The following is a 13,075-nucleotide window of genomic DNA, read 5'->3' as shown; positions in this document are numbered from 1 at the left end:
ATTGTCATGGTTGCTCATACCGCCTCCAGTGTTCTGAATGTTGAACGAGGAAAAGTGGCTACGTTTGCGTCTGCAAAGCATCATTTTTTATATCGAACTCTTAATCATAGTCGGCACTGCGGGTGGGATTAGTCCTGAAATCTGAATACGCTGATGAGCGGGGTGCATAAATAGGGGGGCGGGCGAGAGGCGGGCACGTTGTGTTAGTGCCCTAAATTGAGCGTTTGCGTTAGTTGCCAGCGCCTCTTAACTGGCGCAGCTTGCGGTAGTTTTGCGGCGACATACCGACATATTTGTTAAACGTGCTGTAGAAACTGCTGCTGGAATGGAACCCCGCCGTCAGGGCGATATCGAGAATGGACTTGTCGGTGTCGCTTAACAGGGCGCGCACATGGTTAACCCGCATCGCGGTGATGTATTGCTTCATGGTTAACTGCATCACGCGCTGGAAAATGCCCATGGCGTAATTCGGGTTCAGTTTCACATGTTCCGCGACCTGCTCGATGGTCAATGCCTGGTCAAAATTGGCACCAATAAATTCCAGCATTTGGCTGACATAAAACTGCGCATGGCGCGACACGTTATTGCCGACGCTGCGTGTCCGCGCAGTTTTGTTCACCAGAATCGGCTGCCAGCCCGACAAACTAAAGCGCTTAAGCATCAGCCCAATTTCATCTATCGCCAGCTGGCGGATTTGTTCATTGGGGCTGTTTATTTCCTGCTGCCAGCGCTGGACTTCAAAGGGGCTAAGCTGCTGAGCTGCCAGCGATTTGATAACCATGCCGTGGGTCACATGGTTGATGAGTTGCCTGTCGAGCGGCCACGAAAGAAACAGGTGCATGGGCAAGTTAAAAATCGCCATATTCTGGCACTCGCCTGGCCGAGTGAGTTGATGAGGGGTACAGGCCCAGAACAGGGTGATATGCCCCTGTTTTATCTGCACCACTTCGTTGTTAATCAAATACTCTACGTCGCCGTCGAACGGGACATTCACCTCAACTTGACCATGCCAGTGGCAAGATTCCATAAAGCGCGGCGACCGTAGCTCAATATCCATTCGCTGATATTCGGAATAGAGCGACATCGGGCTGCGCGTTTTGCTGTCAGTGCTACTGCACATATGCGGGTCGGGTGTCCGACGGGTCTGGCTGATATCCATCATTATCTCCGGTTCCTGAATTATCAGAAATTGTGGCACACATCAGGAAGGACGAATGTGAAGTCCCCATGCCTTTGCATTGGTATCTGTAGTAAATCCTGCTCATTGGCCTGTATTCTCTTGTTTCCTGGCTAAAAACTCCTGAAAGCTCATATTTCTTCGGCTAATGGAAAAAATCTGAGCTTTCAGGAATGCTCAGTCAGGAAGAGGGAAGAGAAGCGCCAGCCTGCATGCCACTCTGAGATGGTCCACTTATCACTCGGAGAAAGAAAATGTCAGCACCCAAAATTACCTTTATCGGCGCAGGCTCCACGATTTTTGTCAAAAACATTCTTGGGGATGTTTTCCATCGTTCGGCGCTGAAATCTGCCCACATTGCCCTGATGGATATTGATGAAAGGCGGCTGGAAGAGTCGCATATTGTGGTGCGTAAGCTGATGGACTCTGCGGGTGCCTGCGGGAAAATTACCTGCCATACCGACCAAAAGACCGCACTTCACGGGGCGGATTTCGTGGTGGTGGCTTTCCAGATTGGTGGATATGAGCCGTGTACCGTCACCGATTTTGCAGTGTGTAAACGCCATGGCCTCGAGCAAACTATTGCCGATACTTTAGGCCCAGGCGGCATTATGCGTGCGCTGCGTACCATCCCGCATTTATGGCAGATATGTGAAGACATGACGCAAGTTTGCCCGGATGCCACGATGCTGAACTACGTGAACCCAATGGCGATGAACACCTGGGCGATGTATGCGCGGTATCCGCATATTAAACAGGTGGGGCTGTGCCACTCGGTGCAAGGAACGGCGGAAGAACTGGCGCGAGATCTGGATATCGACCCGGCCACGCTGCGTTACCGCAGTGCAGGCATCAACCATATGGCCTTTTATCTGTCGCTGGAGAAGAAAAATGAGCAGGGCGAGTACGTCAGTATTTACCCTGATATGTTGCAAGCTTTTGAGTCCGGGCAGGCACCGAAACCTAATCTTCACGGCAATGCGCGTTGTGAAAATATCGTTCGCTATGAGATGTTCAAAAAACTGGGCTATTTCGTGACGGAGTCTTCCGAGCACTTTGCTGAATATACACCGTGGTTTATTAAGCCGGGGCGCGAGGATTTAATTGAACGCTATAAAGTGCCGCTGGATGAATATCCGAAACGCTGTGTGGAGCAGTTAGCGACCTGGCGCAAAGAGCTTGAAGAGTACAAAACGGCTGAACGCATCGATATCAAACCGTCGCGGGAATATGCCAGCACCATTATGAATGCGCTATGGACCGGAGAGCCGAGCGTTATTTATGGCAACGTGCGTAACGATAACCTTATCGACAACTTGCCGCAGGGGTGCTGTGTTGAAGTACCCTGCCTGGTAGATGCCAATGGCATTCAACCGACGCGCATTGGCACGCTGCCTTCGCATCTCGCGGCACTGATGCAAACCAATATCAACGTGCAGACATTGCTGACCGAAGCGATTTTAACCGAGAATCGCGACCGCGTTTATCACGCCACAATGCTTGATCCCCACACTTCCACGGTGCTGGGCATTGAAGAAATTTATGCCCTGGTTGACGATCTGATTGCCTCTCACGGCAACTGGCTCCCGGCGTGGTTGCACCGCGCATAATAGCGAACGCCGGGGATGTTGCCCGGCACCTGACGTATCTAATAACAGAAGGAGGGCACTGGTAACAGTGACCCTGTACCCTATATGAGCATATCAATTACAACAAAACTCAGTTATGGATTTGGGGCGTTTGGGAAAGATTTCGCTATCGGTATCGTCTACATGTACCTGATGTATTACTACACCGATGTCGTGGGTTTATCGGTCGGTGTGGTCGGCACGCTGTTCCTGGTCGCAAGGATTTGGGATGCCATCAACGACCCGATAATGGGCTGGATAGTTAACAGCACGCGCTCAAGGTGGGGGAAGTTCAAACCCTGGATTCTGGTGGGCACCCTTGCTAACTCCATCGTGCTGTTTCTGCTGTTCAGCGCTCACCTGTTCGAAGGCACAACCCAGGTGGTGTTTGTTTGCGTCACCTATATCTTGTGGGGAATGACCTACACCATTATGGATATTCCGTTCTGGTCGATGGTGCCGACCATTACGCTGGATAAACGTGAACGCGAGCAACTGGTGCCATTTCCGCGCTTTTTTGCCAGCCTTTCAGGGTTTATCACCGCAGGGGTAACGTTGCCGTTCGTCAATTATGTTGGCGGTGCGGACCGTGGATTCGGCTTCCAGATGTTTACCCTGGTGCTGATTGCCTTTTTCATCGCCTCGACAATCATCACGCTGCGTAATGTGAAAGAGGTTTACTCGTCAGACAGCGATGTCACCGCCGACAGCAGCCGCCTGACGTTAAAAGCCATCGTGGCGTTAATCTACAAAAACGATCAGCTCTCCTGCCTGCTGGGCATGGCGCTGGCTTATAACATTGCGTCGAATATCATTGCCGGCTTCGCGATTTATTACTTCACCTATGTGATTGGTGATGCCAGTCTCTTCCCGTATTACATGTCTTATGCGGGTGCGGCAAACCTGCTGACGCTGATCTTCTTCCCTCGACTGGTGAAAGCGTTGTCACGGCGTTTACTCTGGGCCGGCGCTTCGGTGTTGCCGATTCTGGGCGGTGGGGTGCTGCTGTGGATTGCGCTTGCCGGGTATCATAATGTCTGGCTTATTTCCCTCGCCGGGATTTTGCTGAACGTAGGCACCGCACTGTTCTGGGTGTTGCAGGTCATTATGGTGGCGGATACCGTCGATTACGGCGAGTACAAACTCAACGTGCGCTGCGAGAGTATTGCTTACTCGGTGCAAACGCTGGTGGTGAAAGGTGGCTCTGCATTCGCCGCTTTCTTTATCGCACTGGTGCTTGGCATGATTGGTTATGTACCGAATGTGGCGCAAAACGAAAGCACCGTCGCGGGGATGCAGTTCATCATGATTGCGCTGCCTGCGCTCTTCTTCCTTATCACGCTGGTGTTTTACTTCCGCCTCTACAAACTCAACGGCGATATGCTGAGAAAAGTCCAGATTCATCTGTTGGATAAATACCGCAAACGCGAGGCGCTGGTCGAGCAGGCACCGTTAAGCATCAGCATAACGGATACCGCTAAGGTGAAGGCGTAACATGTCGGCTATTGGCTATATAGCGGCAAGCCTGTGCTGTTTGCCATGCCTATTTAAGTGATGAACTACCGGGTGGGCTAACAAAGAAAAGGGCACGGATGCCCTTTTTGCTCATATAGAGTCGCGTTGCAGCCACGGGCTGTTTACGCGAACAGTCTCGCGGTGGCTGTCGCCATTAATGATATGTAACGCGCTCAGGCGGCCAATGTCGTAATGCGGAAGCTGCACGGTCGACAGCGGCGGCAGGAACAAGTCACCAATCCCCACCATATTGTCATAGCCCAGCACGGCGACATCTTCGGGAATGCGCACCCCGTGGGAAAGCAGCACCTGATACACCATAAACGCGATGCGGTCGTTGCCGCAGACCACGGAGTCGAAGTGCGGTTTACCGCCTGGCATATGGGATTCCACCATCGCCGGAATATCCCGGTAATGTTCGTCGCCAAATTCCATGTAATGGTGCAGCAATGAATCCGGGTCAATACCCGATTCCAGACAGGCTCGCGCCAGCCCCTTACGGCGGCGAACCGTAGCCAGATGCTGAGAAGGTAAGTGCAGGCAAAGTGGGTGGCGGTAACCCGCAGCAAGCAGCGCTTTTACGCCTTCATACTGCCCTTGTTCATCATCAGGAATATAGCTGGCAACAGGGTCGTGTAGGCTTTCACAGTTCGCCAGCACGCAAGGAAGTGTCAGTAATTTCGCAGGAACGGGCACCTGGCGCAGCCCCATGGTGGTATAGATAATTCCGCCGGGGCGATGCGAAAGCAGTAAATCCACCATGGTTTCCGGGCTGTCATCGGAGAACATATTCACCACAAAACTGTTCCAGCCGTGAGCGCGGGCGGTTTCTTCAATGGATAACGTTATTTCAACCGAGAAAGGGGTGGTGACGGTATCGAGCGCCAGTACGCCAATGGTATTCGCTGTGGCACGCGCGCCACGGATCTTTTTGGCGGACAGATCGGGTACGTAATTCAACTGGCTGATTGCGGCCTGAACATGGGTGAGTGTGTCGGGTTTAAGCCGCTCCGGGTTGTTCAATGCCCGCGATACCGTCATCAACGACACATTCGCCAGTTTTGCCACATCTTTTAATGACGCCATAAGTACTTGTCCTGGTAAGGGGAAATCCAACCCGTGTCCTGTATGCCACAGGCTATACAACTCAGATTCTGATGTAAAAGCCTGGCGCGATATTTTGTCCGGTGAGTCAATGTAATGCATCCTTCAGATCGACATTAAAACTTGATCATGATCTCAAATGCATTATGTTAACGTTAACCTTTGTGATTAACATCATGTCTCATCACGAAAGCCTGTGAAAAATCGAATATGTTAACGTTATCATTTCGTCATTGCCCCTACATGAGATTGCTTTGATGAAAAGACATCATTTCCGCAGTTACCCGTTGTTGAGTGCGCTGTTGTTCTTCTTTTTCGTCAGTTGGTCCTCTTCCAGCTCACTACTTTCAATCTGGCTTCATCAGGAAGTGGGGTTAAAGGCCACGGACACCGGCATCATTTTCTCGGTGCTGTCGGTTTCGGCACTCTGTGCGCAGGTCTGTTATGGCTTTATTCAGGACCGCCTGGGGTTGAGAAAAAACCTGCTGTGGTACATCACCGCGCTGCTGATTTTATCCGGCCCGGCGTACCTGCTTTTTGGTTATCTGCTGAGCATTAATATTCTGCTGGGCAGTATCTTCGGTGGCCTGTTCATCGGTTTGACATTTAACGGTGGGATAGGGGTGCTGGAGTCGTACACGGAGCGTGTGGCTCGCCAGAGTACTTTCGAATTTGGCAAAGCCCGCATGTGGGGCTCGCTCGGTTGGGCGGTTGCGACCTTTTTTGCCGGTTTGCTGTTTAACATCAACCCTAAACTTAACTTCCTTGTCGCCTCATGCTCAGGCGTTGTCTTCTTCGCCTTGTTGATGCAATTGAAAGTGGTGACGGCGGCAAGCCTTGAGACCGTTGAGCTGGGTGCGCAAAAAGTCACGCTTTCGGACGCATTGCGCCTGCTAACACTGCCACGCTTTCGGGCGCTGATCTTCTTTGTTGTCGGCACCTGCATTTATGGCGTTTACGACCAGCAATTCCCGGTGTATTTCGCCTCGCAATTTGCCACGCTGCGCGAAGGGAACGCGATGTTTGGTTACCTCAATTCATTCCAGGTTTTCCTGGAAGCCGCAGGCATGTTCTGCGCCCCATGGCTTGTGAACCGCATCGGTGCGAAAAACGGGCTTATCTTCGCCGGAATGGTGATGGCGCTGCGCATGGTGGCGTCAGGCCTGGTCGAAGGGTCGGTGCTTATCTCAATCACTAAACTGTTACATGCGGTGGAGCTGCCCATTTTGCTGGTATCCATCTTCAAATATAACAGCCTAAACTTCGACAAACGCCTCTCTTCAACGCTTTACCTGGTGGGCTTTGCCTGTACCAGTTCCGTCATTGCTGCGGTGTTGTCGCCACTGGCGGGGTACAGCTATGAAAAATACGGGTTCGCCCAGTCCTACTTAATCATGGGGCTGATGGTGTTCTGTACCACCTTTATCTCGATATTCCTTTTGCGCAGCAATAAGCCCACTTCAGAAGGTTTGCTGTCGCAACCCTCTGCCGTCTGAATGAAAAAAGAGTGAATTGTTATGACGTTATTAATTGCCAATGCCGAGCAGGAACTGAACGCAAAACGCGAGCGGATGAACATGCGCTGGTATCCGCATTACCATCTGGCGGCGCGAGCAGGCTGGATGAATGACCCTAACGGGCTGGTGTGGTTCGATGGCTGGTTTCACGCGTTTTACCAGCATCACCCCTATTCCACACAATGGGGGCCGATGCACTGGGGGCACGCCCGAAGCCGAGACCTGTTGCACTGGGAACATTTACCCGTCGCCCTGGCACCGGAAGGGCCGGAAGATAAAGATGGCTGCTTCTCCGGTTCAGCCGTGGTCAATGGCGACGAACTGGCGCTTGTCTACACCGGACATAAATATCATGGCGACCCGGCAAGCGACGATAACCTCTACCAGGTTCAATGCCTGGCTACCAGCAAAGACGGCATCGGGTTTACGCGCCACGGGCAAGTTATTGATACGCCAGCCGGGTTGCACCACTTCCGTGACCCGAAGGTGTGGCGTGAAGGAGAGACATGGTACATGGTGGTGGGCGCTCGTGTGGGTGACACCGGCCAGGTACGACTCTATCGCTCGGACGATTTGCACCACTGGGAAGATGCCGGGCTGTTGGCTGAGGCTCAGGAAGGGATGGGCTTTATGTGGGAGTGCCCGGATTTCTTTACCCTTAACGGTAAACAAGTCCTGATGTTTTCCCCGCAGGGAATGGAGGCGCGTGGCTACGACAACCGCAATCTGTTCCAGAGCGGTTATCTGGTGGGGCAGTGGCAACCTGGCGAAGCGTTCAGCCAGCAAAGTGCATTTCAGGAGATGGATCACGGCCACGATTTTTATGCGCCGCAAAGTTTCCTGACGCCGGATGGTCGCCGCATCGTCATCGGCTGGATGGCAATGTGGGAATCGCCGCTGCCAGAGCAACAAGACGGTTGGGCTGGCATGCTCACTTTACCGCGTGAACTGACACTCACGGCCGACAATCGCCTGCAAATGCGCCCGGCAAGGGAACTTGAGAGTCTGCGGCGCAGCTGGCAAAACTGGCCTGTGAACACACTCAAAAATAAGGCGTTGCGGGTGATGGATGAGTGTGAAACAACAGAAGTTATCCTCGAGTGGGATTTATCGGCCAGCAACGCTGAGCAGTTTGGTATCGCGCTGGAAGAGGGGATGCGACTGTATGTTGACGCCCAGGCGCAACGCCTGGTGCTGGAACGGCATTACCCGCAGTTGGGGCTTTGCGGGCAGCGCAGCGTTCCGTTACCGCAAAGCACCACGCTAAGCCTGCGGGTCTTCTTCGACAGTTCTTCGGTAGAAGTTTTTGTGAATGATGGTGAAGCCTGTCTCAGCAGCCGTATTTATCCGGAATCACGCAAGCTGGATATATTTGCCTGGAGCGGAGAGGCGGTGCTTAAAAAATGCGGCGCATGGCATTTAGAGTAATTTAATAAAAATGACGCCCGCAGTGAAATGGGGGCGGGCGTCACTCGGCAGTATTATTTTATAATAATAAGCAAAGGTTAATTCGATGAAAATAAAAATCGGACTGGTGCTGTGCGCCAGTTTTTACTCTGCCTCGGGTTTTTCTCAGTCTTCTTTAACAACAGAACAACGGTTTGCATTACTTGAGCAGCGTTTGCAGGATGCAGAAAAACGGGCGGATAAAGCTGAGTCTGAAATTACCCAACTAAAACAAACGCCCGTAATTGTAAAAGAGAATAAAACGATTGTGCCTGTGGTCGCTTTAAATAACGACGCGCAATTAAAGTTTTATGGTGACGTTGAATTTAACCTCGATGGTGCCAGCCGCACCGGCAGCCTGACATCCGTTAAAACCAGTGCAAATAAAAACTGGGCACCGGGAGATAAAGAACGCTGGGATATTAACGGGCGAATATTATTAGGCATCGACGGCGTACAGCATTCGACCAACGGCCAATACGCCGGGTTTACCGTACAACCGCTGGCGGATATGAACGGAAAAATGAACCTTGATGATGCTGCATTTTACTTTGGGCAACAGAAAGACTGGCTGGTGAAGGTCGGGCGTTTTGAAGCCTATGACATGTTCCCGCTTAATCAAGACACTTTTATCGAGTACTCCGGGAATACCGCCAACGACCTTTACAGCGATGGTTATGGCTACATCTATATGATGAAAGAAGCGCGCGGGCGCAGTAACAGCGGTGGGAACCTGTTGTTTAGCCAGACGCTGGATAACTGGTATCTGGAACTCAACACCCTGATAGAAGACGGCAGTTCACTGTACGTCGACCAGCGTTACCATGGCACCGAACTTGATAACCAGAAAAATGTAGTTTACGTTCGCCCGGTTATTGCCTGGCGCTCGGGTGACTACTCTGTTGCAGCCGCGATGGAAACCAACCTGGTCAACAATGCTTACGGTTATCACGATGAGGCCGGAAACTGGCACGACCAATCCGGGCGTACAGGTTACGGCCTGACGATGAGCTGGAATACGCTAAAAAACAATCCACAAGATGGCGTGGTTGTTAATCTGAATACGGCCTATATGGATGCGCAAGAAGAACAGGATTTCAGTGCCGGGATTAATGCGCTCTGGCATCGCGTAGAGCTTGGCTATATTTATGCGCATAACAAAATATCTGATTTTAATATCGCAGGCGTCAGTGGTGAATGCGACAGTGATTGCGCCATTCTCGCACCGGGTAATTACGATATTCACACTCTTCACACCTCCTGGCAATTACCCAATATTATGGATATGCCCAATTTCAATATTTACCTTGGGGCTTATGCCTCCTGGCTTGATTCATCAGCAGAAGATCATGCGGACCATCAACCACGATACGGTGCGCGTCTGCGTTTTAAATATCTGTTCTAAAAAGTGACCACTATTTGCGAGGATCTGTAATGAATATCTGGACGTTTGGTGATGCAGTGGTGGATTTATTACCGCTTGCGGACATGCAATATCGTGCCTGTGCGGGTGGCGCACCGTTTAATGTCGCGGTGGGATGTGCGCGGCTTGGCTATCAAAGCGGTTTTATTGGCCGGGTAGGTGACGACGCTTTTGGCCATTTCTTGCAACGCACGCTCAATGAATATGGCGTGACGACACAACATCTTCAGATGGACAGCCAGCATCGCACCAGCACGGTTTTAGTATCACTGGGGCAAGATGGCGAGCGTGAATTTACATTTTTAGTGAACCCGTCTGCCGATCAGTTTGTCACCCCGGAAGCGTTGCCGGAATTTAGCGCCGATATTCTGCATTTTTGTTCGCTGGCGCTGGTGGCAACACAGTGCCGCCAGACACTTGCTTGTGCAATCGGGAAGATTAAGCAAGCGGGTGGCCTGCTCAGTTTTGATGTGAATTTACGCGAACAGATGTGGCCCGACCGCAAGACGATGCTGACCACCGTTCGCCATTTTGCCCTGCAGGCCGATATTCTGAAATTATCGGAAGAAGAGTGGTACTGGCTGGTGGGAACCCGTGAATATTCGCAGGCAATAAAGGCTCTGAAAATGCTACCCGCCAGCCTGAAAGTCATTACTTTCGGTGCGAAAGGCGCACTGGTTTTATGGCGCGATCAGGTTATCGAATTTGGCGGCTATATAGTCGAAAGTGTCGATACCACGGGTGCTGGAGATGGCTTTGTTGCCGGGTTGCTGGCGAGTATTGCTGAAGGGCAAATGCCGCAAACGCTGACTCAACTCCAGCAAACCCTCGCGCAGGCTAGCGCGTGCGGTGCACTGGTCACCACGCAAAAAGGGGCATTAGCTGCCACGCCGGACCGGGAAACAGTGCGGAAGTTTATTGCTCGCGCACCGTTGCTTCATTGCGAAATTAAAACTGAATGCGAAGCTTCTCTGGCTGTTTTAAACGGCCACGGATAAGTTGCTGTGTGGGTGAATTGCACCCATTATCGAAAGGGCATTCATCAGAAAGCTCTTTGTTGCCGGGCTATTTCCGCCCGGTAATCCATCCTTTTCAATCGCCTGTTGTTATAAATCTGTAACAAATCCTTCTTACACTGCTGACTTCTGATAACAATATCGACAGGAAGCCATGATGAGCAGACCTCTTAAGCCGCTGTTTAAACAAGAACATAACGACGAAATCAGCAATTGCAGCGCCAACCCCGTTTTCTCTGATGTTGCCAACGCTTTTGTCAGTCGCCGCAGATTCCTGCAACTCGGTATGGTTGCCGGAACTGCGGTGGCATTCCCCGCACTGTTGAAATCTCCGGCGGCCTGGGCCGTCGAGTCTGCCATGGTGCGACCTGCTTCACTTGGTTTTGCCAGCATTGCCGTTTCGACGGACGATACCGTGCGCGTACCGGAAGGTTACGTGGCTCGGCCGTTTTACCGCTGGGGCGACGCGGTGGGTTTAAAAGGCAATATGCCGGAGTTTAAAACAGATGGCAGTAACACCACTGATGAGCAGGCGGCTCAGGCGGGAATGCACCATGACGGTATGGCGTGGTTTGGTCTGCCGCAGGGCAGCGACGACCCTCATCACGGATTACTGGCGATGAACCATGAATATATCGACAACGGTTTGCTGTTTAAAGACGGTGTGGCGAACTGGAGTCTGGATAAAGTCCGCAAAGGGCAAAATGCGATGGGGATTTCGGTTATCGAGGTGAAAAAAGAGGGGGGAGGTTGGACGGTCGTCCGGCCCTCTGAATTTGCATGTCGCATCACCGTGAATACCCCGATGACGTTGACCGGGCCCGCCAGACATCACGACCTGATGAAAACCGCAGCCGACCCGCAGGGTGAAACGGTGCTTGGTACCATGCAAAACTGTGCCAATGGGCATACGCCATGGGGCACTTATCTGACTTGCGAAGAGAACTGGTCGGATATTTTCGTTAAGAAAGCCGCGCCGAACGCGCTCGAAAAACGCTATGGCATCAGCAGCAGCGACGACTCCTACCGCTGGAGCGAAGCTGATCCGCGCTTTAGCGTTGATGCCACACCTAATGAACCTAACCGATTCGGCTGGGTGGTGGAAATCGACCCTTATAATCCGGCATCAACCCCACGTAAACACACGGCTTTAGGGCGCTTTAAGCATGAAGGTGCGGCTGTGACTTTGGCCGCCGATAACCGTGTTGTTGCTTATATGGGGGATGATCAGAAATTCGAATACATCTATAAATTTGTCTCAGCGAATAAATACGATGCCAGCAACCGCGCATCGGCTATGGACCTGCTCTCTGATGGCACGCTGTATGTCGCAAAATTTAATGACGATGGCAGCGGTAACTGGTTGCCACTGGTTCACGGGCAAGCGGGTCTTGATGAGAGTAACGGTTTCGCAAGCCAGGCTGAGTTGCTGATAAAAACACGTCTGGCGGCCGATGTGGTAGGCGCAACGAAAATGGACCGACCGGAGTGGATAGCTGTCGATACCCATACGGCGGGTAGCGTTTATTGCACCTTAACCAATAACAGCGATCGCGGTAAAGAGGGCAAAGCCCCGATAGATGCCGCCAACCCACGCGCCAATAATGTTTATGGGCACATTATGCACTGGCGCGAGGAGAACAGTGATCCAGCATCAACCACTTTTAAGTGGGATATTCTGGTGTTAGGCGGCAAGCCGGATGGGGCGGATGAAACAACCAAAGGCTCAATGAAGGGGGACGAATTTGGCAGCGCAGATGGGTTGTCGTTCGACCATCGCGGCGTGTTGTGGCTTCAGACGGATGTCTCATCCAGTACCATCAACAAAAAAGCCTACGAGGGAATGGGCAATAACCAGATGCTTGCCACCATCCCTGGCACCAACGAATATCGCCGCTTCCTCACCGGACCACGCGGTTGCGAGATAACTGGCATTGCCTTTACACCAGATAACCGCACGCTGTTTATTAATATTCAGCACCCAGGTGAGCCCGGCGATGATATCAGCGACCCGGCAAACCCGACTGCTGTTTCCAGCTGGCCTGACGGTGACAAAAATGGTCGCCCGCGTTCTTCCACGGTGGTGATTATAAAGGCGGATGGCGGCGTCATCGGTAGCTAATTATTCGCAGCCTTCGCAAGGAGGCTGGTACACGCCTGTCTGAAAACACTAAGCAGCAAACCTGTTGCACAGAAGTCAGAAAGCTAAAATATGAATGTATTGGAATTTTTATCGAAGGATTGGGTTT

The 13,075-nt window shown here is 51.9% G+C and carries 9 protein-coding genes; 7 read left to right on the top strand and 2 right to left on the bottom strand.

All coding sequences use genetic code 11. The features are described 5' to 3' along the window. Positions 1-229: 229 nt before the first annotated feature. Positions 230-1,159, bottom strand: coding sequence for a transcriptional regulator MelR (gene melR / locus M975_RS09015; protein WP_245164380.1), 930 nt, complete (start codon positions 1,157-1,159; stop codon positions 230-232). A 272-nt stretch (positions 1,160-1,431) separates the two neighbouring features. Here melR and melA point away from each other — a divergent pair, with 272 nt between their 5' ends. After that, positions 1,432-2,787, top strand: coding sequence for an alpha-glucosidase/alpha-galactosidase (melA, locus tag M975_RS09010; RefSeq protein WP_064558884.1), 1,356 nt, complete (start codon positions 1,432-1,434; stop codon positions 2,785-2,787). Positions 2,788-2,871: 84 nt separating this feature from the next. Then, positions 2,872-4,299: a melibiose:sodium transporter MelB gene (gene melB, locus M975_RS09005; protein ID WP_064558883.1), complete on the top strand. Its 1,428-nt coding sequence runs from the start codon at positions 2,872-2,874 to the stop codon at positions 4,297-4,299. Between the two features lie 111 nt (positions 4,300-4,410). Here the strand turns inward: melB and M975_RS09000 are convergent, their stop codons facing one another. Next, positions 4,411-5,406, bottom strand: a complete 996-nt coding sequence (locus M975_RS09000; protein ID WP_064558882.1) for a LacI family DNA-binding transcriptional regulator — start codon at positions 5,404-5,406, stop codon at positions 4,411-4,413. A gap of 272 nt (positions 5,407-5,678) precedes the next feature. Here M975_RS09000 and M975_RS08995 point away from each other — a divergent pair, with 272 nt between their 5' ends. From M975_RS08995 to M975_RS08975, 5 genes are all read left to right on the top strand, one after another. Beyond that, positions 5,679-6,920 (top strand): MFS transporter, encoded by a 1,242-nt coding sequence (locus M975_RS08995; protein ID WP_064558881.1) that lies wholly within the window; start codon positions 5,679-5,681, stop codon positions 6,918-6,920. 21 nt (positions 6,921-6,941) lie between these two features. Next, the gene (locus tag M975_RS08990; RefSeq protein WP_064558880.1) at positions 6,942-8,369 is read left to right on the top strand and encodes a glycoside hydrolase family 32 protein; all 1,428 of its coding nucleotides are present in this window, start codon (positions 6,942-6,944) and stop codon (positions 8,367-8,369) included. An 85-nt stretch (positions 8,370-8,454) separates the two neighbouring features. Continuing rightward, a complete protein-coding gene (locus M975_RS08985) occupies positions 8,455-9,792 on the top strand; it encodes a carbohydrate porin (RefSeq protein WP_064558879.1) in 1,338 nt (445 codons plus the stop codon). A 29-nt stretch (positions 9,793-9,821) separates the two neighbouring features. Continuing rightward, positions 9,822-10,808, top strand: coding sequence for an aminoimidazole riboside kinase (locus M975_RS08980; protein ID WP_064558878.1), 987 nt, complete (start codon positions 9,822-9,824; stop codon positions 10,806-10,808). Positions 10,809-10,983: 175 nt separating this feature from the next. Then, the gene (locus tag M975_RS08975; protein ID WP_064558877.1) at positions 10,984-12,948 is read left to right on the top strand and encodes a PhoX family protein; all 1,965 of its coding nucleotides are present in this window, start codon (positions 10,984-10,986) and stop codon (positions 12,946-12,948) included. Positions 12,949-13,075 lie beyond the last annotated feature (127 nt).

It is taken from the genome of Buttiauxella brennerae ATCC 51605 (genome assembly GCF_001654925.1).
Taxonomy (GTDB): Bacteria; Pseudomonadota; Gammaproteobacteria; order Enterobacterales; family Enterobacteriaceae; genus Buttiauxella; species Buttiauxella brennerae.
Note: the sequence above shows the minus strand (reverse complement) of the source record. Positions and strands in the feature narration are given on the sequence as shown.